Origin of the sequence: Sphingopyxis witflariensis (assembly GCF_002205635.1) — a bacterium.
Classification (GTDB): Bacteria; Pseudomonadota; Alphaproteobacteria; order Sphingomonadales; family Sphingomonadaceae; genus Sphingopyxis; species Sphingopyxis witflariensis.
In genome coordinates this window covers 38,370-62,788 of record NZ_NISJ01000014.1, presented here as the reverse complement: position 1 = coordinate 62,788, position 24,419 = coordinate 38,370, and the positions used below count along the sequence as shown (strand labels likewise).

Here is a 24,419-nt window from a genome sequence, read left to right as displayed (position 1 = left end):
TTACCTATAACTCGGTGGTTATGAGTTATTCATAGTCAGAGAGTTATGTGTTCGATGCCCGACATGCTGTTCAAGACGCTCGCCGACCCGACGCGGCGGGCAATTTTCGAGCGATTGTGCCGCGATGGCGAGCAGACGGTCGGGGCGCTGACCGCGCGCGCCGGGGTGTCGCAGCCTGCGGTGTCGAAGCATTTGGGCGTTCTCAAACAGGCGGGCCTTGTGCTGGACCGGCAGGCGGGGCGGCAGACGCATTATAGTGTCCCGCGCGGTGCGCTGGTGCCGCTTGCGGATTGGACGCAGGAAATGACGGGGTTTTGGGAGAGCCGTTTCGACGGGCTCGAGGATTTGCTCAAAAGGATGGATCAATGACCGAAGCAACTGCCGCAACCCGATCGGTGATTGTCGAACGCGAAATCGCGCAGCCGGCGGAGAAGATCTGGCGCGCGCTGACGATGCCGCATCTGGTCGAGGAATGGCTGATGAAGGGCGATGTCGCGGCGGTTGCGGGGCATAAATTCCGTTTTGGCGCCGAGTGGGGCGATGTCGACTGCGAAGTGATCGAGGTCGAGCCGCAGCGGGTGCTATCCTATAGCTGGGCGGGCAAGGGGCTGGAGAGCGTCGTTACCTGGACGCTCACGCCGACCCCGACGGGTACACTGCTGCGCATGGAGCAGACCGGTTTCCAGCCCGATCAGCAGCTCGCCTATCATGGTGCCAAGGCCGGCTGGCCGCGCTTCCTGGGGCGGCTGGAGGAAGCTTTGGCACGAATGGACTGATCCTGGCCGACAAGGGAGAGACGGATGAACTGGAATATCTGGATACGGCAGTTCCACCGCTGGGTGTCGATACTGTTCACGCTGGTCGTGATGAGCATCTTCATCATGCTGGGACTGGGCAAGAAGCCCGCCGAATGGGTGTACCTGTTGCCGCTTGCGCCGCTGTTCCTGCTGACGTTCACCGGCCTGTACATGTTCGCGCTCCCCTATGTCGCCCGGCGGAGAGCGGGGCGTGGCTAAGGAACCCGTGCTGCTGTCGGGCGGCAATCCCCAGATCTCCAAGGGCGATGGCGACGCGCCGGTGCAGGCCTATATCGCCGCGATGCCGGGCTGGAAAAGCGACGCGGGAAAGCGGCTCGATGCGCTGATCATGCGGACCGTCCCGGCGGCGCAGAAGGCGGTGCGGTGGAACTCGCCCTTTTACGGGGTCGAGGGGCAGGGCTGGTTCATCTCCTTTCATTGCTTCACCAAATATATCAAAGTGACGCTGTTTCGCGGCACCTCGCTCGATCCGGAGCCGCCGGTCGGGTCGAAGGACCCCGAGGCGCGATACTTCCATATCTATGAGGATGAGGCGCCCGATGAGGCGTTGATGGCGCGCTGGATCGGGCAGGCGGCGGCGCTGCCCGGCTGGATTCCCTGAACGAAAGCGAGAGCAAATATGGCCCGAAATGCATCGGAAAAAGACGCGCCGCTGCTGCTCGCGGCAGCGGCGGTTACAGCGCCACGAAAATGACCGCGCCGGTCGCGGCGGCGAGGGTGACCAGCAGCGCAGCTTTTGGGCCATAGTCGCGGATGGCGCGCATCAGGCGCGGCGTGTGCATCTCGTCGGCCGGGGGCCAGTCGATGTCGGGCGCCGGGACGCCGATCCGGCTCGGCTGGGGCAGCGACGTCGGCGGCGAGGCGAGGCCGGGGCCGCTGATCCCGCTGGCGAGGACGAGCTTTTCGAAGGCCACCGCCATTTTCTCACGGCCCAAATGCTCATTGAGCGCCTCCGCCCCGACCGGCGCGGGCAGGCTCGCGACCTTGCGCTCGATTTCGCCATCGAGGGCGTGGAGGCGGTCCATCGCCTCGATAATCCGTTGCCGATCGCCGCTTTCGAGCGCGAGTTCGAGCCGGGTCAGCGACAATGTGCTGGCGCGGCAATATTGCAGGCCCCAGAAGAGCGTGGTCGCTTCCCTGTCCGCGATATTCGCCGGATGCGGCTGGCCGGTATCACCGACGGTCGTCGGGCAAGCGTTCACGATAGCTACTCCTCTGCACGCCCCCTGACCATCGGCTTAGGGGCAAAGGCGCGGCGGAAGAAATGGCGATCCGGCCAGCCGTGACGGGCTTGCGGCGGGGCGGGCCAAGGTGCGCCGGCGGCTAGCTCAGCAGCGGTTCGAGCGCCTTCCATTCGCGCTCGACCGCGGCGCGTCCGGCGTCGATCGCCTTGCGGATTTTCGCGGGATTGAACTCCAGCGTTTCGGACACCTCCTGATCGGGCTCGATGATGCGGATCGGCGCAAAGCGGTAGCGCGAGATTTGCAGGTCGAGCGGGCGGAGGATGCGCGCCGCGGCGCCGCCGCCAATCCCCGCGGACTGCAAGGCGCGCGCCTGTGCCTCGCGCGCGGCGATGATGTCATTGATCAGTGCGGCGTTTTTGGTGTCGTTCGCCGACACTTCGGATTGCAATATATCGACCGCGCGCAGCCCGATCTTGATCAGATTGGGGAAGAGGCGAACCTTGCCCGGGCGCGGCGGCGGCGAGGCGCGGACGACGATGACCCCACGCGGATTAAGCTCGAGCGCGTCGTCGAGCGGGGTCACATTGCGCACCCCGCCATCGACCCATTGTTCCTCGCTCCCGTCGGCGGCGGTGGTTTTGAGCGGGTCGAAAAAGACCGGCATCGCCGAGCTGGCATAGACCCAATTGTGGATGCCGGGGACGCTTTCGTCGATGCTGCGATAATCGCCGGTGCCAAGGTTGACGACGCCGAGCCGCAACTTGCGCCCGCTGGCCCGCAATTTCCGGTCGTCGGCAAAGCCCTTGAGCATCCGGCGCAGCGGCGCGGTGTCGTAAATCGCATCCTCGCCCAATATGCCGCCCGCGATCCCCAGCGGGCGTTCCTTGTAGATATCGCCATTGCCGCGAAGGGCGAGCCAGCGGTCAAGCAGCCCCGGCACGTCGTCCTGCGCCACCCCCAGCGCCTGGATCGCGCCGGTCGACACCCCGGCGACAATATCGAGCCGGACGCCGCGATTGACGACAAGTTCATGGACCACGCCGACCTGAAAGGCGCCCTTGGCACCGCCGCCGCTCAGTACGATCGCAAGGTCACCGGGCATGGCTATCCTCCTTCGATTGGGGACGAATATAGCATGGATGGGGTGGGTTTTGGTAGTGCGCCCTCCTGTTTCGCCATTCCGGCGCATGCGGGAAACAAGTTGCAACGGTGCAGTGCAGCGCTGCCGCGCTGAATATTGTTTGCGCTGGGTCCCCGCTTTCGCGGGGATGACGAAAGAGAGGGTGGGCGATGCGGGGCCTGATCCTCCCTGCGGCGAAGCCATGGGGAGGGGGACCGCGCCCGAAGGGCGTGGTGGAGGGGCGGCGACGGTAGCGCCAAGCCCCTCCGTCGGCGCTTCGCGCTGCCACCTCCCCATCGCTGCGCGACAGGGAGGATTGTGCATGGCACGTCGTCCCCACCTGTTTCCCGGCTTTGGCCAGAAAACAAGGGGCTATCCTGCCGATTTCCGCATTGTCCCGCCTTGCTTCGCCGCCGGTTCGGGGTCATTGGCGGGCGCGGGCAGGCCGAAGAAGGCGCGCCGCGCGGCTTCGCCCGCCTGGCGCAGCGGCGCGACGGCGGCGATGCGCGTGGCTGCGAAGGCGGCTTCTTCGTCCAGATCGAGGGTGCGTTCATAGTCGGGGTCGCCGAATTCGCCCTCCTCGATGCCAATAAAATCCTCGGGCGGCGGGAAGTTGGTGCGCCATTCGCCGCTTTCCTCGTCGCGCCAGATGGTCATCGCCGCCGCCTCTTCCTCCGGGGACGGATCGGCTTCATCCTCTTCTTCGGAATCGGCGGAAAACTGCGCAACTTCATTCGCGATCGCACTGTCTTTCCACAGGCTGGCGAGCGGGTTGGCGCGATTGTCGCGGGCGGCGAGCCAGCAGGCGAGCGCGGCGCTATGGCCCTCGGCATCGGGGTTGTCGGCATCGACGTCGAACAGCGACAGATAGCCCGCCCAGTCGCCCGCGATAATCTGTGCGAACATTGCCTCGCCCGCGCGGGCGCGGACGTTGACCATCTTGTCGAGCCGGGCGAGCATCGCGAGGCCAAGGCTGGGGATATGGCGCTTGCGCTTGCTGTGGGTAAAATGCGCGTCGCGGCTGTCGCGCTCGACGCTCTCCTCGACGCCCCAGATCGCGCGGTCGAGCAATTCATCGGCGAGCCGCCCGCGCGCGATCAGGATCGCCGCCGCCCAACCGAGCGCGAATGCCTTGCCCTGCGGCCGCTGTTTGAGCTGATAGGCGGCGGAGGGCGACATGCACACCATCGCGGCGGCGATCTTCACCGATCCGTTGATGGCGAGCTGTTCGAGAAATTCGCGCTGGAGTTTCGGCGTCCAGCGATAGGTGCCGGGGGCGGGGATGCCGGTGGGGTTGGGGGCGGATGCGTCCATCGATTCGTCCTTTCGGTTAGTTAAAACCGATAGAATGAACCATATGGGTGTTTTGTAGGAAAGGGAATTTTCTACTCAACGGAGCTGTTATAGGTGTCGGACTTGCAGATTATGCCCCCATTTGTCGTTGAGGTACTCGACTACCAAGCGGCGATGGCAATAATGTGCCGTATCTTCCGAGCACAGAAGACAAGATTCGTTAAAAAAATCTGGGTCGAATCGATTTTCTATCTTTCGATCGTTCATAAGATTCATGAAACTCTCTTCGTATATTTTCCAATCACCTTTCTCTTTCTTGAAAGACTTAAGTATATCGTCAGTTGGAGCAAGAATTGGTTTGTGAATGTAGTTGATATTTCCAATTTTTCTCAGAAAGAAAGAAAGATCTTCAGCTTTGGCAAATCCAGCGAGCTGCGATGTGTTATGAAGGCGTACATCGACAACAGTCTTTACTCCCGCGCTGAGAATGCGTTCAAAAAAACGCTCGGCAGTGCTTTTTGTAAATCCAATCGTCGTTACGCGCGTTTCATTCATGATATGTCCAATCATTTAGATCTTCATGCGAGTTCGGTGCGCGCTCTATGAATGCAACCTTATTTGCCCGTTCGCGATACGCTTCTTCCAATCTTACCTGATAGGGAGCGAACATGTCATCATGGATTTTTCCAGCCTGTTCGAGGAGCCATTGCTCGATCTGGTCCTGAACGATCGGAGTGCTTGCTTGAACGATGTGGCGAACGACATGGCCTCTTTCTGTAAGCGCGCGCCCGACCAACAGGCATCGGTGGCAATCGAGAGGATCGTGTTCTGAGCACATCATTGCAATTCTGAATCTCTCGGCGCCTCTTTCGAGTCGTTGTAGGCCGGTCTCAAAGGAAGAAGTGCGGGCCATTTTTTCGTAATCAGCAATGCCATGCGTATAAAGATGCGGGTGATTGGGTCTTCCTCCAAGCTCCCGCCCCAAGAAGACATATGATATCTTATCTTCGGCGAGAGCCGCTTTTAATTGTGTTCGATTATACTGTGGGTAATGCTTGGAAAAGGGCGAGCTGCGTACATCAGCGATGGCGGTTACGCCCTCGTTTTTCAATAGCATAGCGAAGGCCGAATATGATTGGGAAGAGTGGCCGACGCTCAAAATTTCAGACATGTTGCGAGCCGATTCTCGTTTGCGTGATACGTAGTGGTGAAATGTCAGGTCCAGCGGTTGGCGAAGTCCCAAGTTGCAAATATGCCCACGCATATGACAAGTTTTGCGAAGCAGTCTATCGTGGGCATGGCTGGATGCAATCCGCTACAAAAAATAGAGGCCATTCACTTGTGCATAGCAAGGTGCATCGTTGAATGCTCTGGCAAGTCCGACGCGCACGTGAAGGCGTGCTGCCTGCTGAATCTCGGCGACAAGGGCCGGCAAGCCATTTGCCAAAAAGCGTTCTTTCGCGGCGTCCGCAGTGACCGATAGATCGTATCCCAGCCCGGCGTGCTGGAGAACCGCTCGGAGGCGACGCTTGTTCCCTGGCAGGTTGTCTTCGTAAAGGTGGATAGCTCCGGGCAGGACTTCGATTGCCCCGAGCGAAGAGGTGGCAGTGTCGGCAGGCACATAGGCTTTGCCGGAATTTGCTCGGACCAGTTGGCCGCCGAATGCATGAAGTAGTGTGGGTGACACGCTTGGTTGCACGATCTGTGCGATCTCTGCAACAGTATGTTGGTCCAAAATTTTTGCGTTTGGCTGTTGTAATACTAGCCTGTCTTCGGTCGCATGCGGAAATGGGAAAGCTGCCGGTGGAAGTTCTGCGTCGAACTGCAATCTATTTCCGACAGAGAAGAACTTGCCGGGTCCCGCATCTTTGGCTTTCCAGAATCTGGATGCCTCGACGGCTGCATTTGCCGAATGCGGTTCAGGGCGGATCATGCTGCCGTTTTGTACATCCCATCAGGCTACGCAGTAAAGATCACCATATCTAGTTACATCTGTAACAATAATTTCATAAGTTGGCATTTTTTATCTCCCATATTGACGAAATAGGAAGACGTATTTGGGAGTTCAACTCCGGGAAAGCGATAATATTTGACGGATTTGGATTTTACTCCGTCCCGGAGGTGTGTTTGGATATCCCTTTTCACTTCTACCCCGATGCCTGAGGGTTGGATTGGGAAGCCTTGTTTCGCCCCATTGCCGGGCGCGCCCGCTGGCCGTCGCAACGGGTGCGTCCGGTTCGTACCAAGGCAGGTAATGATCGTCGGCAATGCGGTATTCGACGTAGGCCAGCTGGGCGTCCCTGCCGTAGTTGATTAATTGACGATGCCCGCCAACGTGGGACCGTCTTTGTTACCCTTTAAATGCTAATACCCACCCTCCGCGCCCGGCGGGCGGTAGAAGCGGTAGCGGGTGACGGCGCCGTCGATCAGATGCTTTTTCAGGCGCTTGCGCATCTTGTCGGCGTCTTCGATCGTGACGCAGACGAGGCGGGTGCCGCCTGAGGGGAGGGCTTCGATCGCGCTGATCGCGACCTTTGCCGTCTTGCACGATTGGGCGACGTCGCTTTCGGGCAGCGTGACGTTCATCGCGCGGGTCATGGCGTCACCGGCGCGGCGGCGTGGGCGCGGATGGCGGTGGCGACGCGGGCATAGCCCTCGTCGCTCGCGGTCGCGATGGCGAGCGGGCGGCCGCCGAGTTCGGGGTGTTCGGTGTTGAGGAAGGCGATCGCGGTGTCGCGGGCGCTTTCGGTTCCGGTGCCGCCGAGGGTCAGCCAGGCGAGCTGGCTGATATTGCCCTGGCGCCGCGCATCTTCGCGCGCGAGCGGGGCGGCGCGCTTGCGGAAGAAATTGTTCGAGCGCGTCTTTGCGGGAGCGGCGGCTTTTGTATCGGATTGGGGCTTCGGATTCATGGGCAGCGCGGCTCCTCTTGCGTAAGCGGGAGCACGGCCTGTCTCTCGGTCGCGGTGGCTTACGAGAATGCGTACCGCGATTATGTCTATATGGGGGCGCGGGGGCGGATTGTAAGCACCCGTTGCGTGTTTCCGATAGGTCGCGGCCCCTCCACCACCGCTACGCGGCGGTCCCCCTCCCCATCGCTTCGCGACAGGGAGGATTGCGCTTGGGCTTACGCGCCGTTCGCCGCGCTGAGGATGGCGCGGACGCTGGCGGTGGCGACGTCGGTGTCGAGGCCGCAGCCGAACAGGCTTTTGCCGTCGGCGGTGCGACATTCGACATAGGCGGCGGCTTGCACCGTGCTGCCCTGGCCGATTGCGTGCTCGCTATAGTCGATGATGTCCATCACCGGGCCGCCGCTCTCGCTGAGCGCGGCGATCACGCTGGACATCAGGCCGTTGCCGCGGCCGCTGACGCTGCGCGGGGTGCCGTCGATCATGAGCTTGCCCGCGAAAATGCGGTCGGCGCCCGAATGGGTTTCGGACCAGTCGACGAGCTGGAAGCGCTTGTTCTCGGTGGCGAGATATTTGCCCTCGAACGCCTGCCAGATGTCTTCGGCGCCCAGCTCGCGGCTGGTCTCATCCGCCAGTGCCTGCACGACATGGCTGAAGCTTGCCTGCATTTTCTTGGGCAGTTTCAGCCCCTTGTCCTGTTCGATTACCCAGGCGACGCCGCCTTTGCCCGACTGGCTGTTGACGCGGATCACCGCTTCATAGCTGCGGCCGAGGTCGGCGGGATCGATGGGGAGATAGGGGACTTCCCACGTCTCGTCATTCTGGCGTTCGCGCGCGGCGAAGCCTTTCTTGATCGCGTCCTGATGGCTGCCCGAAAAGGCCGTGTAGACCAGCTCGCCGCCATAGGGGTGGCGCGGGTGGACGGGGAGCTGGTTGCAATATTCGACCGTCTGGATGACCTCGTCGATGTTCGAGAAGTCCAGTTCGGGGTCGACGCCCTGCGTGTACATGTTGAGCGCAATGGTGACGAGGCAGGTGTTGCCGGTGCGCTCGCCATTGCCGAACAGGCAGCCCTCGACGCGATCGGCGCCCGCGAGCAGGCCGAGTTCGGCCGCCGCGACGCCGGTGCCGCGGTCATTGTGGGTGTGCAGGCTGATCAATGCGCGGTCGCGGTTCGGCAAATTCTTGGCGAAATATTCGATCTGATCGGCATAGATATTCGCCGTCGAGGCCTCGACCGTCGCGGGGAGGTTGAGGATGATCGGATTTTCGGCGGTCGGTTGCAGTATCTCCATCACCGCTTCGCACACCTCGATCGAGAAATCGATTTCGGCGGTCGAGAAGGTTTCGGGGCTATATTCGAAACGCCAGTTGGTTTGCGGCAGGCGCGCGGCATTGTCGCGCAGCTGCTTGGCGCCGTCGATCGCGATCTGCTTGATTTCGGGCATTTCCATGCCGAAGACGATCTTGCGCCACGCGGGGCTGACCGCATTATAGAGGTGGACGATTGCCGTCTTTGCGCCCGCGAGGCTGTCGAAGCTGGTGCGGATGAGGTCGGCGCGCGCCTGGGTCAGCACCTGTACCGTCACATCGTCGGGGATGCGGCCGTTCTGGACGAGGCCGGAGATGAAGTCGAACTCGGTCGCGCCCGCGCTGGGGAAGCCGACTTCGATCTCTTTCAGGCCGACGCGGCAGAGCAGGTCGAAGAAGCGCGCTTTCTTTTCGGCATCCATCGGGTCGATCAGCGCCTGATTGCCGTCGCGCATGTCGGTGGAAAGCCAGATCGGCGCCTTGGTGGTGACGCGGCTGGGCCATTCGCGGTTCGTCAAGGGAACCTGCGGGAAGGCGCGATATTTGACCGAAGGGTCGCGGAGCATGGTCATGGTCTTTTGGTTCTTCTGCGAAAGGGTGGTTTTGGCCGGCTTACCCTTGGGCGATCGCGCGCCACCTTGGGCGCAGCGTTATCGTCACGCCCAAGGGCGTGTAAGTCGCAGAAGTAGGAGCCCGTTGTGGCGCATGGCCACGCTCTGACATGAAAATGTCGTGTTTGGCAAGGGGGAAGGTGGGAAAATTGCGTTGCGTGGCCCTGCTGCGCCACCCCCGTGAAGGCGGGGATGGCGCGCGGGAGGCCGTCAGGCAGCCTTGCTGCTCTGCTCTTCGGACTCGTCTTCGTCGTCTTCCTCTTCCCACGGCTCGAAGATTTCATCCTCGATCATATTGGCGATCGCGTGGACGCGGATGCCGATCACCCAGTCCTCAAGCGGGCCTTCCCATGCCGCCTCGACCGTGGACGGCGTATCGGCGCCGCCGCCTGAGGGGCGATCGCCGACGAGGTCGAAATCCTGAACGCCGTCGGCGGGCGGATTGATATAGACATGGGGATCGAGCTGGAGGTTCGTCCAGCCCGCGGTGGGGGTGATGCCCTCGGCCTCGACGGTCAGCAGGGCTTTTTCCTCGTCGCCGCCAATATAGGCGTTCACTTCGACAATTTCGCGTACCAGTTCGCTCATCACACGCGCTCCTTGTGAACAAGAGGCGGGGTCGGGGAGACCCCGGCTCTGACTTACCGGCGGCATGTGACAGATTGGAGTGTGGCTAGCCCTTGACCCAGCCCACTGCGGGATCATTGAAGTCGATCACGTCGGCGAGTTCGCGGACATTGGGATAGCCATAGCCGACGAGGTTGATGAAGGTCTGGATATTGAGCGCGAGCGCGGCCGACTTCATCGGTACGGGAGCGGCGTCGTTGCGGAAATTATTGTTGCAATAAATGAGGATAGGGCGGTCCGGGTCGGCGCCGATCACCGCAGCGAGGCTGTCGGCGGTGAAGTCGGTGAGCGGCAGGTTGACCGCGCCGACGATATGCCCGCGCGCAAAAGCATCCTTTGAGCGCGCGTCGAGGAGGAGAATGCCGGGCTTGGCGGCTTCGGCCTTGAAGGCGGCGAAGGGGAGAAGGCGCGCTTCGCGCTCTGGTGCGACGCGGGCGGTGAGCGCCTGGAAGGCGGGATAGTCGATTTGCGGGTTGGTTTGCGCGAGCGCCGGGGAGGCGGTCAGCGCGAGGGCGAAAGCGAGTGGCAGGGTTTTGCGCATGATGATCCTCCCTTGATGATGGGAGGGTAAGCGCGGGTTGCTGGATGGGCGATGAACACCCAATCCGTTGTCATCCCCGCGTAAGCGGGGACCCAGCTTGGGCAGCACAAGGCCTCACTGGGTCCCCGCTTTCGCGGGGATGACGAGAATATTGAGGTGGTTTTACTGCTTTTCGAACGCGGCGTGGATTTCGAGTTCGACGAGGTCGCTGACCACCGGGATGCCATAGTTCACGCCGAAATCGCTGCGGCGGATCTTGGTTTCGGCGTCGAAGCCGATCGTGGCTTTCTTGTTATAGGGGTTGGTGCCGGCGCCGTGGAAGTCGACGTCGAGCGTCACCTGTTTGGTCACGCCATTGAGGGTGAGGTTACCGGTGACCTTGGCTTCGTCGCCCTCATCGTCGAGGACGACGCGGGTCGAGACGAATTTGGCGTCGGCGGGGGCGGGGCCGAAAAAGTCGGCCTTGCCGCCGTCCTTGCCCGCGCGCAGCAGATGGTCGGTGAGGCCGGCGCTGGCGGTGGTGACCTTTGACACCGGGATCGTCACGTCGACCTTCGACGCGGCGGGATTGGCGGGATCGATCACGAGGGTGCCGGTGACGTCGCCGAAAATGCCCGAATATTTGCTGAAGCCGAAATGATCGACTTCCCAGACGACCATCGTGTGTCCGGCATCGGCGGCGTAGGTGCCCGCGGTGACGCGCGTTTTGTCGGGGGCGCCGGGGACGCCCGAGGGGGCCTGTGCGATGACGACGGGGACGGCGACGACGGCGAGCGCGAGAATGGCGATGGGAGCAATGCGACGCATGTGGGGGGCCTCCTGTTTGTTCGGAAGCGCGAAGGCTATGCGACGCAAGGGGGCGGCGTCAATTGCGCGTACCGAAACGCTGGGTTTCCGGCCGCGCGATCAGTCGGCCGCGCGGCGTTCCTCGAACCACTGGCGCAGCATCGCCGACGTGCAGCCGGTGAAGCCATAGCTGCCGACGGGCGAGCAGCTGTTGGGGCGGGTGGCGCGGGCGATATTGTCATACCCCTCGACCGCCGAGGCCCATGAGCCGCCGCCGACCGGGGTGTCGTCCTTCAGCTCTTCGCGCAGTTCCTTCGGGACGCGATAGCGTTCGCTTTCGGGTTGCTGCGCGCAGACGATGATCTCGTCACCCACCGGTTCGGGGCAGGGTTCGTCGCCATAGGTATAAAGGACCGAGGTTTTCTGCGGCGGCGTGCCGGTCTGCGCGAGGCTTTGGTCGAAGGCGTGCGCGGGCGCAGCGAGGGCGAGCGCGGCGAAGATCGGGAAGAGGAGGGCAGGCTTTTTCATTGCAAACAGGCATTCCCTTGGCGTCCATCCCCTGCGTATCACGCTAGCGCCGCGAGATGAACCTAAGCCGAACTATCATGCCCTCCGGCAATGGTTGCCGCCCCTTGATGATGGAGATGGTTTCGCTTCCCGTTCAGTTCAAGGCACGGCATTTCGATTTGGCGTTGTTCATCGCCGGACTGTCCATGAAGCAAAGGACATATTTGTTCCCGCTCGACAGAATGAAGGAATAGGAGGAGATGTTTTCGGAGAACATCTCCGTCTCATAATTGTTGAACCCGACGATCCTCCACCCTGTATTGAGAAGCTCGGTCATCGATTGGGTGAGCGGGACCCAATCGGTGGTGCGCTCATGACTGTCGACAGGTTCCGGTTTTTTGCGCGCCTCGGCACTGGCGAGGGGGAAGACCATCAGGAGCAGCGTGAGAAACAGGCCGGGTTTTTGCATTTTTCGTTCTCCGGGAAGGAGTTAGGGGGATGTTCGGTGTATCCGAATATCAGCCCGGCGCGTCAAGCGACGCCGCGATGACATTCCAGACTTGCGCCAGTTCGTCGGGCTCGATGCAATAGGGCGGCATGACGTAGACGGTGTTGCCGAGCGGGCGGAGGAGGACGCCATGGTCGCGGTAGAAGGCGATCAGGCGCGGCGCGAGGTTCGAGAGATAGCCCGAGTCCGGAACGACGATGTCGAGCGCGGCGATGGTGCCGAGGCGGCGCGGATTGGCGACGCGCGGGTTATGGCCGAGCATCGACAGGTGCGCGCCTTGCGCGACGGCGAGCGCGTCGATGCGTTGCTGGACGGGTTCGTCGCGCCAGATTTCGAGGTTCGCGTTCGCGGCGGCGCAGGCGATCGGGTTCGCGGTGTAGCTGCTCGAATGATAGAAGGTTTTCGCTCGGTCGGTTGACCAGTGGGCGGCGAAGATCGGCTCGATGCAGAGGGTGACGGCGAGTGGGAGGCTGCCGCCGGTCAGGCCTTTGGACAGGCAGACGATGTCGGGGATGACGCCCGCCTGATCGCAGGCGAAGCGGGTGCCGGTGCGGCCCCAGCCGGTCATCACTTCGTCGGCGATGAAGAGGACGCCGTGGCGTGCACAGATGCTGCGCATTTCGGCGAGCACCCATGCCGGATAGATGAGCATGCCGCCGGCCCCGAGGATGAGCGGTTCGACGATGAAGGCGGCGGGCTTTTGCGCGCAGGCGGCTTCGAGCGCGTCGAGCGTCGCTTGTTCCAGGCCTTCGTGCGGGAAGGGGATGGTATCGACGTCGAACAGCAAGGGCTGCCACGCCCGGTTGTAGACGCCGCGCTCGCCGACCGACATCGTGCCGATCGTGTCGCCATGATAGCTATGTTCGAGGACGAGGATGCGGCTGCGCGGCTCGCCGATATTATACCAGTAGCCGAGCGCCATTTTGAGCGCGACCTCGACGCTGGTCGATCCTGAATCCGAGAAGAAGACGCGGGTGAGCGGATCGGGGGTGATGCGGATCAGCTCGGCGGCGAGCATTTCGGCGGGTTCGTGGGTCCAGCCGGCGAAGATGAGCTGGTCGAGCTTTTCGGACTGCGCGCGGATCGCGGCCATGATGCGCGGGTGGGCGTGGCCGTGGGTGGTGACCCACCAGCTGGAGATGGCGTCGATCCAGCTGTTGTCCTGCGCGTCGTAGAGGCGCGCGCCTTCGGCTCGGGCGATCAGCGGCGTGGGGTCGCCGAGGCCGTGCTGGGTGAAGGGGTGCCAGATGGGGGATTGGTGCGAGGTCATGCTGTGCGCCCTACAACCATTTGTCATTCCCGCGAAAGCGGGAACCCAGTTCTGCCGTTGCGTTTGGGAATGGCACCCTGTGGGTGGAGTATTTTGTTCGCTGGGTCCCCGCTTTCGCGGGGATGACGAAGTGGGGGAGGGGGGACGAGATTTAGCGGAAGTCGGCGATGTCGAAGTTCGCGGCGAAAGCGGCAGCAAGGTTTTCGCTCGTCAGCGGATCGATGACCGGCAGGCGGCCCAAGCGGCGGATGCCGCTGATTTCGGCGATCGTTGTCTCGCTGTCGGGCACCGGATCGCCGAGAAAGGCGAGGCCGTGGATCGGGACATTGCGCGACCGAAGCGCCTCGATCGTCAGCAGGCTGTGGTTGATCGTCCCGAGCATCGTGCGGGCGCAGACGATCACCGGGATTTGCCATTTCGCAAACAGGTCGGCGTATAGGGTGGTGCGGGTGACGGGGACGAGCGCGCCGCCGGCGCCCTCGACGATGAAGTTGCCGGGCGGCGGCGTGAGCGTTTCGACGTCGATATTAACGCCGTCAACTTCGGCGGCATAGTGTGGCGAGGCGGGAGTGATGAGGCGGTGGGCTTCGGGGTGGATGGCGACCCCGGCGAGGCGGGCGACGACCTCGCTGTCACTCTCTTCTTCGAGGCCGGCCTGAATCGGCTTCCAGTAGGAAGCGCGGGTCGCCTGCGCCAAAGCCGCAGAAAAGATAGTTTTTCCAATGCCGGTGTCGGTGCCGGTGACGATGAAGCGGGTCATGCGTCGGCCATGGCGGCGGCGAGGGCGTCGGCCATTGCGTCAATGTTATCTTCGTCAACATTGAGCGTGATCGCGATGCGGAGACGGGCGGTTCCCTGCGCCACCGTCGGCGGGCGGATGCCGCGAATGTCGAAGCCCGCAGCCTGCAGTGCGGTCGCGATCCGCATCGTGCGGTCATTCTCGCCGATGATGACGGGCTGGATCTGGGTGCCGCTGGCGGTGATGCCGAGCGGGGCGAGGCGCGCCTCGGTGTGGCGGACAAGCGCGGCGAGGCGCGCTTGTCGTTCAGGCTGGGTCGCGACGATTTCGAGGCCCTGGCGGACGAGCCACGCCATCAACGGCGACGGCGCGGTCGAGAAGATGAAGGGGCGGCCGCGGTTGACGAGAAAGTCGGTGACGACGCGCGGGGCGCAGAGCAGCGCGCCTTCGCAGCCGAGCGCCTTGCCGCAGGTGTGGAGGGTGATCAGATTGTCGCGGCGCGCGAGGTCGCTGGCCAGTCCCGCGCCATTGGCGCCGTAGACGCCGGTGGCATGGGCTTCGTCGACGATCAGCACCGCGTCGAAGCGGTCGGCGACGGCGGCGAGTTCGGCCAGCGGGGCGCGGTCGCCGTCCATGCTGTAGAGGCTTTCGACCGCGATCCACGGCGTTCCTGAGCCGCCACCCGCGCGCCAGCGCGCGATGATGTCGGCGAAGGCCTGCGGATCATTGTGCGCGGCGGCGATGCTGCCCGCGCGGGCGAGGCGCATGCCGTCGTGCGCGCTGGCGTGGATGAGCTCGTCATGGACGATCAGGTCGCCGCGCTGCGGCAGCGTCGCGAACAGCGCGGCGTTGGCGGCGAAGCCGGTCGAGAAATAGAGCGCGGCCTCGCTATCATAATGGCGCGCGGCGTGGGCCTCGAGCGCTTCATGTTCGGCGTGATTGCCGCGCAGCAGGCGCGAGCCGCCTGATCCGGCGGGGATGCCCTGCGCGATCCCGGCGGTCAGCGCGTCGCGCAACGCTTCGGAATCGGCGAGGCCAAGATAGTCGTTCGAGGCGAAGTCGACGCCCGCGCGCGGAGCGAGCGCGCGGAGGCGGGTTTCGGCAGCAAGCGCGCGAAGATCGCGGTGATGGGCGGAGAAGGGAGAGGCGCGGCCCGGCATCGGCGTTCCTTAGAATATGGGGTCGAAATGGCAAACCCGCGCGGTGCAGTTCAACCGGCTTTCTGGGCGAGCCGTTCTTCGCTGGTCATGCGGTGGGGTTTGGCGATGGGTTCGAGGGTTTTGCTGTCGAAAAGCTCGCATTTCCGGCGATCGCCCGACACGAGATCCTTGATCATCCGGGGGAAGAAGCGCCGCATCAGCGCCCCCATGCTCATCTTCGGCAAGTGGCTGGTGTCGCCGACGCCTTCCTCTGTGAAGAGATGCCCGCGGGGCGGGCCGACCAGCCGCGCGCGCGCCGCTGGGTCGCAGGCGCCGAGCTGGGTCGTGATGTAGGGGATTTTGCCATTGGCGTAGGTGTTGAACAGCGGGGTGCGGCAGCATTTGGCATACCAGCGCAGCGTCGGCTTGTCGGTCAGGTGGACGCAGGCGAGCTGGTCGCGGCCCGATGCGATGTGCACGCGCGCGCATCGCGACTGATAGAGCGAGGCGCCGCCATGCTCGTCGAGCATCTGTCCGGCATGGCCGAGATGGTGGGCGAGATATTGGCAATCGGCGCAGTGGCAGACGACATGGTCGCCCTGATCGGGGCCGACGCGTAGCAGCGTGCCCGAGACCGTTCCGCATTCGCAGGCAAAGGGGAGGTCGGATGTCATTGCCCGGCCTTAGTCCTTTGCCTGCGTTTGCGAAAGTGATCGCCGGGGCAGAGCCGGCGGTCGTTAATCCTCCCCATGGCCTGCGGCCACAGGGAGGATTGGCCGTCAGTTCTTCGACTTGTCGACCAGCTGGTTCTTGGCGATCCACGGCATCATCGCGCGCAGTTCGCCGCCGACCTGTTCGATCTGGTGCGCTGCGGCGGCCTTGCGGCTTGCCTTGAGTTCGGGCTGACCAGCCTGGTTGTCGAGGACGAAATCCTTGACGAAACGGCCCGACTGAATGTCCTCCAGCACGCGCTTCATTTCGGCCTTGGTTTCGGCGGTGATGATGCGCGGGCCGGTCTTGATGTCACCATATTCGGCGGTGTTCGAGATCGAGTAGCGCATGTTGGCGATGCCGCCTTCATAGAGAAGATCGACGATCAGCTTGGTTTCGTGGAGGCATTCGAAATAGGCCATTTCGGGGGCGTAACCCGCTTCGACCAGCGTTTCGAACCCGGCCTGGATCAGGTGGGTGACGCCGCCGCACAGAACGGCCTGTTCGCCGAAGAGGTCGGTTTCGCACTCTTCCTTGAAGGTCGTCTCGATGATCCCGCTGCGCCCGCCGCCGACGGCCGAGGCATAGGAGAGGGCGAGCGCCTTGGCGAAGCCGTTACCGGCGTTGCCGCTGGCTTCCTGCGCGACTGCGATCAGGCAGGGGACGCCGCCGCCCTTTTGATATTCGCTGCGCACCGTGTGGCCGGGGCCCTTGGGGGCGACCATGAAGACGTCGATGTCGGGGCGTGCTTCGATCAGGCCGAAGTGGATGTTGAGGCCGTGCGCGAAAGCGAGCGCTGCACCGGGCTTCATGTTCGGGCCGATGTCGTCGGCGTAGATTTTCGCCTGATGCTCGTCAGGAGCGGCGATCATGATCACGTCGGCCCATGCAGCGGCTTCCTTGTTGGTCATGACCTTGAAGCCCGCAGCTTCGGCCTTCTTCGCGGTCGCCGAACCGGCGCGCAGCGCGATGGCGACTTCGGTGACGCCGCTGTCGCGCATATTCTGTGCGTGGGCGTGGCCCTGGCTGCCGTAACCGACAACGGCGACCTTTTTGCCCTTGATCAGATCCTGGTCGGCGTCGCGATCATAATAAACTTGCATGTCATTCTTCCTCATCTTGTTGTTCGTCATGCCGGGCCTGATCCGGCATCCATGGACCCCGGATCAAGTCCGGGGTGACGAGTGTTGGAAACGCAATCTGTAATAATTTAAGCCGCCTCCGCCCCGCGGGCGATGGCGACGACCCCGGTGCGGCCGACTTCGACGAGGCCGCATTCGCGCATCAGAGCGACGAAGCGATCGATTTTCTCGCTCGCGCCGGTGATTTCGAAAATGAAGCTGGTGATCGTCGTATCGACGACCTTCGCGCGGAAGACATCGGCGAGGCGCAGCGCCTCGATCCGCTTGTCGCCGGTGCCCGCGACCTTGACCAGCGCGATCTCGCGCTCGACATGCGCGCCCGCGTCGGTGAGGTCGGTGACCTTGTGGACGGGGACGAGCCGGTCGAGCTGAGCGATGATCTGGTCGATGATCGGTGGCGGGCCATTGGTGACGATGGTGATCCGCGACAGCGCATGGTCCGAACTGATGTCCGCGACGGTCAGGCTTTCGATATTATAGCCGCGCGCGGTGAACAGCCCGGTGATCTTGGCGAGCACCCCGGCTTCGTTATCGACGGTGATGGCGAGCACATGGCGCTCGCCGGCTTCTGTTTGAATTTTCATCAGATTACACCAGTGCCTTGGCTTCGTCGTCCATCGTGCCGGTGACGTCGCTCGGCTGGAGGATCATGTCGGTATGGGCGGCCCCCGATGGGATCATAGGGAAGCAGTTGGCAAGTTGTGCGACGCGGCAATCGACAATCACCGGACCCGGGGTGTTGATCATCGTCTGGATGCCGTCCTCCAGCTCACCGAAATTGTCGATGCGCAGGCCGGTCCAGCCATAGGCGTCGGCGAGCTTCACGAAATCGGGCAGGCTGTCCGAATAGCTGTTCGAATAGCGGCTTTCATAGGTGAGTTCCTGCCACTGGCGAACCATCCCCATCCACTGATTGTTGAGGATGAAGATTTTGACCGGCAGGCGGTACTGGCTGACCGTCCCCATTTCCTGAATGTTCATCTGGAGCGAAGCTTCGCCCGCGATGCAGATGACGAGGCGACCCGGGTGCGCGATCTGCGCGCCGACGGCGGCGGGAAAGCCATAGCCCATCGTACCGAGGCCGCCGCTGGTGAGCCAGCGGTTGGGGCCGCGGAAGCCGAAATGCTGCGCCGCCCACATCTGATGCTGACCGACCTCGGTCGTGATGATCGGGTCCATCGCATGGGTCGCATCGTACAGCGCCTTGACCGCGCGCTGCGGCATGATTTCGGCGGCATCCTCTTTCTTCTCGGGGAAGTCGAGGCAGCGCGTTGCGCGCCAGCCGTCGATGCGCCGCCACCATTCGCCAAGGTCGCGCGGCTTGTGGCCGGCGGTCTGCCAGCCCGCAATGATCGCGTCGAGCGCGCGGCCGGCGTCGCCGACGATCGCGAGGTCGACGGGAACGATCTTGTTCACCGAGCTGCGGTCGATGTCGATGTGGATCTTTTTCGCTTCGGGCGCGAAGGCGTCGAGGCGCCCGGTCACCCGGTCGTCGAAGCGCGCGCCGACCGCGATGATCAGGTCGGCGCGGTTCATCGCCATGTTCGATTCATAGGTCCCGTGCATGCCGAGCATGCCGAGCCACTTGTCGTCGTCGCACGGAAAGGCACCGAGCCCCATCAGGGTCGAGGTGATCGGCGCGCCGGTGAGCGCGACGAGCTGACGCAAGGCCGCACTCGCATCGGGGCCGGCGTTGATCACGCCGCCGCCGGTGTAGAAGACCGGGCGTTCGGACGCGGCGATCATCGCGACGGCTTCGGCGATCGCCGCGCTGTCGGGTTCGACCTGCGGGCGATAGCTTTTATGCTCGATCATGTCGGGCACGATATATTTGCCGGTCGCGACCTGAACATTTTTCGGAATGTCGATCACCACCGGGCCGGGGCGACCGTGGGTCGCGATATAGAAAGCCTCGTGCATGATCGGGCCGAGCCGCGCCGGGTCCATCACCAGATAATTATGCTTGGTGCAGTGGCGCGTGATGCCGACCGTGTCACATTCCTGAAAGGCGTCGGTGCCGATCAGCGTCGTTGGAACCTGGCCGGTCAGCACGACCATCGGGATCGAATCCATCAGCGCGTCGGTGATGCCGGTGACGGCATTGGTCGCGCCGGGGCCTGAGGTCACGAGCACGACGCCGGGCTTGCCGGTCGAGCGGGCGTAACCCTCCGCCGCATGGGTCGCCGCCTGTTCGTGGCGGACGAGAATATGCTGGATCGTCGGATGCTTGAAGAGCGCGTCATAGATGGGAAGGACCGCGCCGCCCGGATAGCCGAACACCGTATCGACCCCAAGGTCGACCAGCGCCTGAACCACCATGTCGGCACCACTCATTTCCGTCACGACTATGCTCCTTCCGTCTTGTGCAGGCGCACGAACCTGTGCGCCCGAGCCGCGCGCTTGTGCGCCGCAGCAAGGTTGCGGGCAATAGGTATATGATTCTATCTTGTCAACAAGCTATCGCGTAATATTATTGCTAATTCATCGATATTGTCGATTGATAATGACGTTTCGTGGCGTGGCCAATCGGCAGGGGGTTGGTTACGGAACCACGTACTTTGGCGCTTCAGATATTGCCGCGTCGCCGCCTGAGCGAGAGTGAGCGCTTCGGCGCGGTCGATCTCGCCCGCCAGATGGCGCGCGATTTGCGGCACCCCGATCGCGCGCATCGCGGGAAGATCGGGGTCGAGGCCGCGCGCGAGCAGCGCCTCCGCCTCGTCGATCGCACCGGCGTCGAACATCATCTCGAGCCGGCGGTCGCAGCGCTCGCGCAGCCAGTCGCGCGGTGGCAGGAGGATCAGCGGGGTGAGGGCGATGGTGTCGGCGATCCCGCCTTCGCGGGCGCCGTGCCAGTCGGCCAGCGGCCGGCCGGTCGAGCGGACGACCTCGAGCGCGCGGGCGACGCGGGTGGTGTCGGCGGGGTGAAGGCGCGCGGCGGCGGCGGGGTCGTGCTGCGCGAGCGCGGCGTGCGCGTCGGCGACCTCCATCGCGCGGACCGCAGCGCGAATCCCGGGATCGATTTCGGGCACCGGCGCGATGCCGAAGAGCAATGTGCTCATATAGAGGCCGGTGCCGCCGACGAGGATGGGGAGTGCTCCCGCGGCATGGGCGTCGGCGATTTCCGCAGTGGCGTCGGCCGCCCAGCGCGCGGCATTATAGGCCTCGGCGCCGTCGATGCAGCCGAACAGGCGGTGCGGGATGCCCGCCATTTCATCCTCCGTCGGGCGTGCCGACAAGATCGCGAGGTCGGCATAGACCTGGCTTGCGTCGGCGTTGATCACCACCGCGTTCGGGACAATTTGGGCGAGCGCGACCGCCAATGCACTCTTGCCGCTGGCGGTGGGTCCGGCGATAAGCGCAACAGGAGGACTGGCCTGAGAGGGCTGGGGCCGGAAAGATGATGAAGGAGATGCCATGTTCGTCGCAACGCTGATAGCAGCCGGGAAGCTGACGGGCGAGGTGGTCCGCGAAGCAATCGACCGGCTCGATGCGACGGGGCATGATGTCGGCGCGCCACACTGGCTGGACGAGGGCGATGCCGCCGATATCGTCTTTCACGGCAGCCTGGTCAGCGCCCGCGCCGAACTGGCGAAAATGGATCATGGCGCACTCGACGTCATCGTCCAGCCGCTGGGCGACCGCACCAAGAAGCTGATCATCGCCGACATGGATTCGACGATGATTACCGTCGAATGTATCGACGAACTCGCCGATTATGCCGGGCTGAAGCCGCAGATTGCGGCGATCACCGAACGCGCGATGCGCGGCGAACTGGATTTCCGCGCCGCGCTGACCGAGCGCGTCGGGCTGCTCGGCGGGATGGCCGAATCGGTGCTGGCCGAATGTCGGATGGAGCGCGTGCGGCTGACCCGCGGCGCGCGGACCCTGGTGCAGACGATGAAGGCGCATGGCGCACATTCGGTGCTGATCTCGGGCGGCTTCACCGCCTTTGCTCGCCCGGTGGGCGAAGCGATCGGGTTCGATAAGGTGATCGCGAACGAACTGGAGATTGCGGACGGCAAGCTGACCGGGCGCGTGATCGAGCCGATCGTCGATGCGAGCACCAAGCTGGAGACGCTGAAGGCCGAAGCGGCGGCGCACGGCCTGCCGCTGGCCGAGACGCTGGCGGTCGGCGACGGCGCGAACGATATTCCGATGATTACCGCGGCGGGGCTGGGGGTCGGCTATTATCCGCATCCGGCGGCGGCCGAAGCCGCTGCGGCGGTGGTGCGGCATCATGATTTGAGCGCGCTGCTGTGGGCGCAGGGCTATTCGCGGCGGAGTTGGGTGCTGGGGTAGAGAGCATCCTGTCCGGCCGGCTCGTCTCTGGCTTCTGGGCATGGCACGGACCGTATCGGCCTCGCCGGTGACAGGAAAAGGCGCCGAATCCGGACTGAAACGGCAGCGGGCGAGAGGCAATGATGATGACGAAGCACCGCATCTATTCGATGAGCGTCGCGAGCGTCTATCCGCATTATATCGCCAAGGCGGAGAAGAAGGGGCGGACGAAGGCCGAGGTTGACGAGATTATTCGCTGGCTGACCGGCTACAGCCAGACGGGGCTGGAGGGCGAATTGGCGAAAGGCACGACGTTCGAGGATTTCTTTGCCGCCGCACCCAAGCTGAACCCCGCGCGCGAATTGATCACCGGAGTGATCTGCGGCATCCGGGTCGAGACTATCGAAGAGCCGTTGATGCGCGAATTGCGCTATCTCGACAAGTTGATCGACGAACTCGCTCGGGGGAAGGCGATGGAGAAGATATTACGGAATTAGGCGGGTTTCGACCCGACATAGCCCCCGCCTTCGCGGGGGGACGCCTTGGCCGTCGGAAAAGCTGGACCCCGGATCAAGTCCGTGGTGACGAAGGGCCGGGAACGATTGGGAGCAGACGAGCGATCCTCCCTGTGCCGCAGGCATGGAGAGGTGGCAGGCGCCGTAGGTGGCTGACGGAGGGGCAGGAGCGCCTCGGCCCCTCCACCGCCGCTTCGCGGCGGTCCCCCTCCCCATCGCTTCGCGACAGGGAGGATGCTTCCCCTGCCAGCGCGCGCCCATCAAAGCCATTTGCCTAGGCTGTATTGTGATTGTAATACGCGAACCAAGCATGACATGGTTCCGTAAAGCCCCAACCCCCGATCCGATCCCCGCCGCGATGGCGGGCGCGCCCTTGGTCGACGCGGACGCGTCGGCGGCGCCCGAATCGCGCCGTCGCAAATGGGCTCGCCGCATCGCGCGCGGCTTTGCGGTTTTCTGCGTCGCCTTCATCCTCCTTGTCGGCTGGCTCGCACTCACCGCGCCCTTGTCGAAGTCGCTCGAGCCGATCGCCCCGCCGCAGATCACCTTGCTCGCGTCCAACGGGTCGCCGATCGCGCGCATCGGGGCGATCGTCGATACGCCGGTGAAGGCGAAGGCGTTGCCCAAGCATGTCACCGGCGCCTTTCTCGCGATCGAGGATCGGCGTTTCTACAGCCATTGGGGCATCGATCCGCGCAGCATCGCGCGCGCGGTGTGGAGCAATGTCACTGGCGGGCGGACGCAGGGCGGCAGCACGATCACTCAGCAGCTCGCGAAATTCACCTTTCTGACGCCGAAGCGCACGCTGGGGCGCAAGGCGCGCGAGGCGCTGATCGCTTTCTGGCTCGAGGCGTGGCTGACCAAGGACGAGATTCTCGAACGCTATTTGTCGAACGCTTATTTCGGCGACAACACCTATGGGCTGCGCGCGGCGTCGATGCATTATTTCTATCGCCAGCCCGAGAAGCTGACCCCGGCGCAGGCGGCGATGCTTGCGGGGCTGGTGCAGGCGCCGTCGCGCCTCGCGCCGACCAAGAACCCCGACCTTGCCGAAAAGCGGATGCGGCTGGTTCTCAATGCGATGGCGGCCACCGGCTATCTCACCGAGCGTGAGGCGAAGTCGCTGCGCGCGCCGCGGATCGACGTGCGCAGCCGCAACACCTTGCCCACCGGCACCTATTTCGCCGACTGGGCGCTGCCCGAGGCGCGTAAATTGAGCGATGTCGGCTATTCGCGCGAGACGATCACCACGACGCTCGACGCACGGCTTCAGGGCGTCGCGCGGCGGGTGACCGGCCGCGCCGGGCTGGGCAAGGCGCAGGTCGCGCTCGTCGCGATGCGCCCGAATGGCGAGGTTGTGGCGATGGTCGGCGGGCGCGACTATGCGGCATCGCCCTTCAACCGCGTGACGCAGGCACGGCGCCAGCCGGGGTCGACCTTCAAATTATTCGTCTATCTGGCGGCGCTCCGCGACGGCTGGAAACCCGATGACCGGATCGGCAATGAGGCGATTGAAACCGGATCGTACCGGCCGAAAAATGCCGGTGGGGCCTATTCGCCGTCGCTCACGCTCGAGGATGCGTTTGCGACGTCGAGCAATGTTGCCGCGGTGCGGTTGCTGCGCGAGGTTGGCGACGACAAGGTGATCCGCATGGCGCGCGACCTGGGCGTCACCGCGCCGATGGCGGAGGGCGACCCGAGCCTTGCGCTCGGAACGTCGAGCATGACGCTGCTCGAACTCACCGCCGCCTATGCTGCGGTCGCGGCGAACAGCTATCCGGTCAAACCGCACGCCTTTCAGGCCGAGGAAATGGGCTGGTTCGAAAGCCTGTTCCGGGGGCCCAGCCGTTTCGGGTCGAAGGAACATGACGCGATCGAACAGATGCTGCGCGCCGCAGTCAACCGTGGCACCGGCCGTGCGGCGCGGCTTCCGCAGGCCAATTTTGGCAAGACCGGGACCAGCCAGGACAATCGTGACGCGCTGTTCGTCGGCTATGCCAATGGTCTGGTCGTCGGGGTGTGGATCGGCAATGACGATAATTCGCCGCTTCAGGGCATATCGGGCGGCGGCCTGCCCGCGCGGATCTGGCGCGATTTCATGACCGAGGCGCATGGCCAGAAGCAGCAGCGCAAGGCGCCCGCGCCAGCGACCGACCCGCGCGGTCCGGTCCAGCCGCTCGACATTCCCGACATTGGGGCGATTCCGGTCGGCGAGAAAACGCGCCTCGGGATCGAGGGGGGTGATGCGGTGATCACGACCGAGATTAGCGGCAATCGCATCGACTTGCGCCTGCCGATCGACCGGCCTCCGCCCGCCGCCGAGCCCGCGCCGCCCCCGCCGTAGCGAGGTCTAGGGAAATTTCCGCTGTCCACCATCCGCGCGCCGCGATAGCGTCGCCGCGATGATATCTCC

The 24,419-nt window shown here is 63.7% G+C and carries 29 protein-coding genes; 7 read left to right on the top strand and 22 right to left on the bottom strand.

The annotated features are described in order from the left end of the window. Positions 1-54 precede the first annotated feature (54 nt). The 4 genes from CDQ91_RS18850 to CDQ91_RS18835 are packed head-to-tail and all read left to right on the top strand — an operon-like array spanning position 55 to position 1,419. Positions 55-369: an ArsR/SmtB family transcription factor gene (locus CDQ91_RS18850; protein WP_237246057.1), complete on the top strand. Its 315-nt coding sequence runs from the start codon at positions 55-57 to the stop codon at positions 367-369. Next, positions 366-776, top strand: a complete 411-nt coding sequence (locus CDQ91_RS18845) for an SRPBCC family protein (RefSeq protein ID WP_088474250.1) — start codon at positions 366-368, stop codon at positions 774-776. The genes CDQ91_RS18850 and CDQ91_RS18845 overlap by 4 nt, the downstream gene beginning before the upstream one ends. A gap of 24 nt (positions 777-800) precedes the next feature. Continuing rightward, complete coding sequence (locus tag CDQ91_RS18840) at positions 801-1,016, top strand: hypothetical protein (RefSeq protein WP_088474249.1); 216 nt, start codon at positions 801-803, stop codon at positions 1,014-1,016. After that, positions 1,009-1,419, top strand: coding sequence for a DUF1801 domain-containing protein (locus tag CDQ91_RS18835; protein ID WP_237246056.1), 411 nt, complete (start codon positions 1,009-1,011; stop codon positions 1,417-1,419). The genes CDQ91_RS18840 and CDQ91_RS18835 overlap by 8 nt, the downstream gene beginning before the upstream one ends. Positions 1,420-1,492: 73 nt before the next feature. On the opposite strand, the gene CDQ91_RS18830 is transcribed toward CDQ91_RS18835, so the two are convergent. The 22 genes from CDQ91_RS18830 to miaA all read right to left on the bottom strand — a co-directional run bounded on the left by CDQ91_RS18830 (position 1,493) and on the right by miaA (position 20,629). After that, a complete protein-coding gene (locus CDQ91_RS18830) occupies positions 1,493-2,020 on the bottom strand; it encodes a hypothetical protein (protein ID WP_088474247.1) in 528 nt (175 codons plus the stop codon). 121 nt (positions 2,021-2,141) lie between these two features. Further along, positions 2,142-3,104, bottom strand: coding sequence for a patatin-like phospholipase family protein (locus tag CDQ91_RS18825; RefSeq protein WP_158213724.1), 963 nt, complete (start codon positions 3,102-3,104; stop codon positions 2,142-2,144). A 390-nt stretch (positions 3,105-3,494) separates the two neighbouring features. Continuing rightward, positions 3,495-4,436 carry a hypothetical protein gene (locus tag CDQ91_RS18820; protein WP_088474245.1) on the bottom strand — a complete coding sequence of 314 codons (942 nt, stop codon included), beginning with the start codon at positions 4,434-4,436 and terminating at the stop codon, positions 3,495-3,497. 87 nt (positions 4,437-4,523) lie between these two features. Beyond that, positions 4,524-4,970, bottom strand: coding sequence for a DUF488 domain-containing protein (locus tag CDQ91_RS18815; protein ID WP_088474244.1), 447 nt, complete (start codon positions 4,968-4,970; stop codon positions 4,524-4,526). Next, positions 4,963-5,586 carry a DUF488 domain-containing protein gene (locus CDQ91_RS18810; protein WP_158213723.1) on the bottom strand — a complete coding sequence of 208 codons (624 nt, stop codon included), beginning with the start codon at positions 5,584-5,586 and terminating at the stop codon, positions 4,963-4,965. Before CDQ91_RS18810 ends, CDQ91_RS18815 begins: the two co-directional genes overlap by 8 nt. A 144-nt stretch (positions 5,587-5,730) precedes the next feature. After that, entirely contained in the window at positions 5,731-6,348 is a 618-nt protein-coding gene (locus CDQ91_RS21095; protein WP_144036823.1) for a dual OB domain-containing protein, read from the bottom strand. A gap of 431 nt (positions 6,349-6,779) precedes the next feature. After that, positions 6,780-7,013, bottom strand: coding sequence for a hypothetical protein (locus tag CDQ91_RS18800; protein WP_088474241.1), 234 nt, complete (start codon positions 7,011-7,013; stop codon positions 6,780-6,782). Continuing rightward, on the bottom strand, positions 7,010-7,324 hold the full coding sequence (locus tag CDQ91_RS18795; RefSeq protein WP_088474240.1) for a DUF2384 domain-containing protein: 315 nt from the start codon (positions 7,322-7,324) through the stop codon (positions 7,010-7,012). Before CDQ91_RS18795 ends, CDQ91_RS18800 begins: the two co-directional genes overlap by 4 nt. A gap of 215 nt (positions 7,325-7,539) precedes the next feature. Further along, positions 7,540-9,204 carry a 2-isopropylmalate synthase gene (gene leuA / locus CDQ91_RS18790; protein ID WP_088474239.1) on the bottom strand — a complete coding sequence of 555 codons (1,665 nt, stop codon included), beginning with the start codon at positions 9,202-9,204 and terminating at the stop codon, positions 7,540-7,542. Between the two features lie 249 nt (positions 9,205-9,453). Further along, positions 9,454-9,831: a hypothetical protein gene (locus CDQ91_RS18785; protein WP_088474238.1), complete on the bottom strand. Its 378-nt coding sequence runs from the start codon at positions 9,829-9,831 to the stop codon at positions 9,454-9,456. An 85-nt stretch (positions 9,832-9,916) separates the two neighbouring features. Continuing rightward, entirely contained in the window at positions 9,917-10,411 is a 495-nt protein-coding gene (locus tag CDQ91_RS18780; RefSeq protein ID WP_088474237.1) for a rhodanese-like domain-containing protein, read from the bottom strand. 162 nt (positions 10,412-10,573) lie between these two features. After that, entirely contained in the window at positions 10,574-11,218 is a 645-nt protein-coding gene (locus tag CDQ91_RS18775; protein ID WP_088474236.1) for a YceI family protein, read from the bottom strand. 99 nt (positions 11,219-11,317) lie between these two features. After that, complete coding sequence (locus tag CDQ91_RS18770; RefSeq protein ID WP_088474235.1) at positions 11,318-11,725, bottom strand: hypothetical protein; 408 nt, start codon at positions 11,723-11,725, stop codon at positions 11,318-11,320. A gap of 133 nt (positions 11,726-11,858) precedes the next feature. Next, positions 11,859-12,173, bottom strand: coding sequence for a hypothetical protein (locus tag CDQ91_RS18765; RefSeq protein WP_088474234.1), 315 nt, complete (start codon positions 12,171-12,173; stop codon positions 11,859-11,861). A 49-nt stretch (positions 12,174-12,222) separates the two neighbouring features. After that, positions 12,223-13,482: an adenosylmethionine--8-amino-7-oxononanoate transaminase gene (locus CDQ91_RS18760; protein WP_088474233.1), complete on the bottom strand. Its 1,260-nt coding sequence runs from the start codon at positions 13,480-13,482 to the stop codon at positions 12,223-12,225. Positions 13,483-13,633: 151 nt separating this feature from the next. Further along, a complete protein-coding gene (gene bioD, locus CDQ91_RS18755) occupies positions 13,634-14,242 on the bottom strand; it encodes a dethiobiotin synthase (protein WP_088474232.1) in 609 nt (202 codons plus the stop codon). Next, the gene (locus tag CDQ91_RS18750) at positions 14,239-15,381 is read right to left on the bottom strand and encodes an 8-amino-7-oxononanoate synthase (RefSeq protein WP_088474231.1); all 1,143 of its coding nucleotides are present in this window, start codon (positions 15,379-15,381) and stop codon (positions 14,239-14,241) included. The genes bioD and CDQ91_RS18750 overlap by 4 nt, the downstream gene beginning before the upstream one ends. A 50-nt stretch (positions 15,382-15,431) precedes the next feature. Next, the gene (locus tag CDQ91_RS18745) at positions 15,432-16,034 is read right to left on the bottom strand and encodes a DUF6151 family protein (protein ID WP_088474230.1); all 603 of its coding nucleotides are present in this window, start codon (positions 16,032-16,034) and stop codon (positions 15,432-15,434) included. 105 nt (positions 16,035-16,139) lie between these two features. Further along, a complete protein-coding gene (ilvC, locus tag CDQ91_RS18740) occupies positions 16,140-17,189 on the bottom strand; it encodes a ketol-acid reductoisomerase (protein WP_088474289.1) in 1,050 nt (349 codons plus the stop codon). A gap of 92 nt (positions 17,190-17,281) precedes the next feature. Next, complete coding sequence (ilvN, locus tag CDQ91_RS18735) at positions 17,282-17,797, bottom strand: acetolactate synthase small subunit (RefSeq protein ID WP_088474229.1); 516 nt, start codon at positions 17,795-17,797, stop codon at positions 17,282-17,284. 4 nt (positions 17,798-17,801) lie between these two features. Further along, on the bottom strand, positions 17,802-19,556 hold the full coding sequence (ilvB, locus tag CDQ91_RS18730) for a biosynthetic-type acetolactate synthase large subunit (protein WP_164499278.1): 1,755 nt from the start codon (positions 19,554-19,556) through the stop codon (positions 17,802-17,804). Between the two features lie 98 nt (positions 19,557-19,654). Then, positions 19,655-20,629, bottom strand: coding sequence for a tRNA (adenosine(37)-N6)-dimethylallyltransferase MiaA (miaA, locus tag CDQ91_RS18725; RefSeq protein WP_088474227.1), 975 nt, complete (start codon positions 20,627-20,629; stop codon positions 19,655-19,657). On the opposite strand from miaA, the gene serB reads away from it, so the two are divergent. The 3 genes from serB (at position 20,628) to CDQ91_RS18710 (ending at position 24,350) form a co-directional block, all read left to right on the top strand. After that, positions 20,628-21,512, top strand: a complete 885-nt coding sequence (gene serB, locus CDQ91_RS18720; RefSeq protein WP_088474226.1) for a phosphoserine phosphatase SerB — start codon at positions 20,628-20,630, stop codon at positions 21,510-21,512. The genes miaA and serB overlap by 2 nt on opposite strands. A gap of 119 nt (positions 21,513-21,631) precedes the next feature. Next, positions 21,632-21,988, top strand: coding sequence for a DUF2200 domain-containing protein (locus CDQ91_RS18715; RefSeq protein ID WP_237246054.1), 357 nt, complete (start codon positions 21,632-21,634; stop codon positions 21,986-21,988). Positions 21,989-22,316: 328 nt separating this feature from the next. After that, positions 22,317-24,350, top strand: coding sequence for a transglycosylase domain-containing protein (locus tag CDQ91_RS18710; RefSeq protein WP_088474225.1), 2,034 nt, complete (start codon positions 22,317-22,319; stop codon positions 24,348-24,350). The last annotated feature ends 69 nt before the right edge of the window (positions 24,351-24,419 follow it).

Excerpts from the sequence above, each read along its gene's own strand:
- CDQ91_RS18820 (WP_088474245.1), bottom strand. The coding sequence starts at position 4,436 with ATGGACGCATCCGCCCCCAACCCCACCGGCATCCCCGCCCCCGGCACC.
- CDQ91_RS18710 (WP_088474225.1), top strand. The coding sequence starts at position 22,317 with ATGACATGGTTCCGTAAAGCCCCAACCCCCGATCCGATCCCCGCCGCG.
- CDQ91_RS18780 (WP_088474237.1), bottom strand. The coding sequence starts at position 10,411 with ATGCGCAAAACCCTGCCACTCGCTTTCGCCCTCGCGCTGACCGCCTCC.
- CDQ91_RS18845 (WP_088474250.1), top strand. The coding sequence starts at position 366 with ATGACCGAAGCAACTGCCGCAACCCGATCGGTGATTGTCGAACGCGAA.
- ilvN (WP_088474229.1), bottom strand. The coding sequence starts at position 17,797 with ATGAAAATTCAAACAGAAGCCGGCGAGCGCCATGTGCTCGCCATCACC.
- miaA (WP_088474227.1), bottom strand. The coding sequence starts at position 20,629 with ATGGCATCTCCTTCATCATCTTTCCGGCCCCAGCCCTCTCAGGCCAGT.
- CDQ91_RS18815 (WP_088474244.1), bottom strand. The coding sequence starts at position 4,970 with ATGAATGAAACGCGCGTAACGACGATTGGATTTACAAAAAGCACTGCC.
- CDQ91_RS18825 (WP_158213724.1), bottom strand. The coding sequence starts at position 3,104 with ATGCCCGGTGACCTTGCGATCGTACTGAGCGGCGGCGGTGCCAAGGGC.
- CDQ91_RS18850 (WP_237246057.1), top strand. The coding sequence starts at position 55 with ATGCCCGACATGCTGTTCAAGACGCTCGCCGACCCGACGCGGCGGGCA.
- CDQ91_RS18810 (WP_158213723.1), bottom strand. The coding sequence starts at position 5,586 with ATGTCTGAAATTTTGAGCGTCGGCCACTCTTCCCAATCATATTCGGCC.
- leuA (WP_088474239.1), bottom strand. The coding sequence starts at position 9,204 with ATGACCATGCTCCGCGACCCTTCGGTCAAATATCGCGCCTTCCCGCAG.
- CDQ91_RS18795 (WP_088474240.1), bottom strand. The coding sequence starts at position 7,324 with ATGAATCCGAAGCCCCAATCCGATACAAAAGCCGCCGCTCCCGCAAAG.
- CDQ91_RS18770 (WP_088474235.1), bottom strand. The coding sequence starts at position 11,725 with ATGAAAAAGCCTGCCCTCCTCTTCCCGATCTTCGCCGCGCTCGCCCTC.
- CDQ91_RS18800 (WP_088474241.1), bottom strand. The coding sequence starts at position 7,013 with ATGACCCGCGCGATGAACGTCACGCTGCCCGAAAGCGACGTCGCCCAA.
- CDQ91_RS18760 (WP_088474233.1), bottom strand. The coding sequence starts at position 13,482 with ATGACCTCGCACCAATCCCCCATCTGGCACCCCTTCACCCAGCACGGC.
- ilvC (WP_088474289.1), bottom strand. The coding sequence starts at position 17,189 with ATGAGGAAGAATGACATGCAAGTTTATTATGATCGCGACGCCGACCAG.
- CDQ91_RS21095 (WP_144036823.1), bottom strand. The coding sequence starts at position 6,348 with ATGATCCGCCCTGAACCGCATTCGGCAAATGCAGCCGTCGAGGCATCC.
- CDQ91_RS18775 (WP_088474236.1), bottom strand. The coding sequence starts at position 11,218 with ATGCGTCGCATTGCTCCCATCGCCATTCTCGCGCTCGCCGTCGTCGCC.
- CDQ91_RS18745 (WP_088474230.1), bottom strand. The coding sequence starts at position 16,034 with ATGACATCCGACCTCCCCTTTGCCTGCGAATGCGGAACGGTCTCGGGC.
- bioD (WP_088474232.1), bottom strand. The coding sequence starts at position 14,242 with ATGACCCGCTTCATCGTCACCGGCACCGACACCGGCATTGGAAAAACT.
- CDQ91_RS18750 (WP_088474231.1), bottom strand. The coding sequence starts at position 15,381 with ATGCCGGGCCGCGCCTCTCCCTTCTCCGCCCATCACCGCGATCTTCGC.
- CDQ91_RS18765 (WP_088474234.1), bottom strand. The coding sequence starts at position 12,173 with ATGCAAAAACCCGGCCTGTTTCTCACGCTGCTCCTGATGGTCTTCCCC.
- serB (WP_088474226.1), top strand. The coding sequence starts at position 20,628 with ATGTTCGTCGCAACGCTGATAGCAGCCGGGAAGCTGACGGGCGAGGTG.
- CDQ91_RS18840 (WP_088474249.1), top strand. The coding sequence starts at position 801 with ATGAACTGGAATATCTGGATACGGCAGTTCCACCGCTGGGTGTCGATA.
- CDQ91_RS18715 (WP_237246054.1), top strand. The coding sequence starts at position 21,632 with ATGATGATGACGAAGCACCGCATCTATTCGATGAGCGTCGCGAGCGTC.
- CDQ91_RS18785 (WP_088474238.1), bottom strand. The coding sequence starts at position 9,831 with ATGAGCGAACTGGTACGCGAAATTGTCGAAGTGAACGCCTATATTGGC.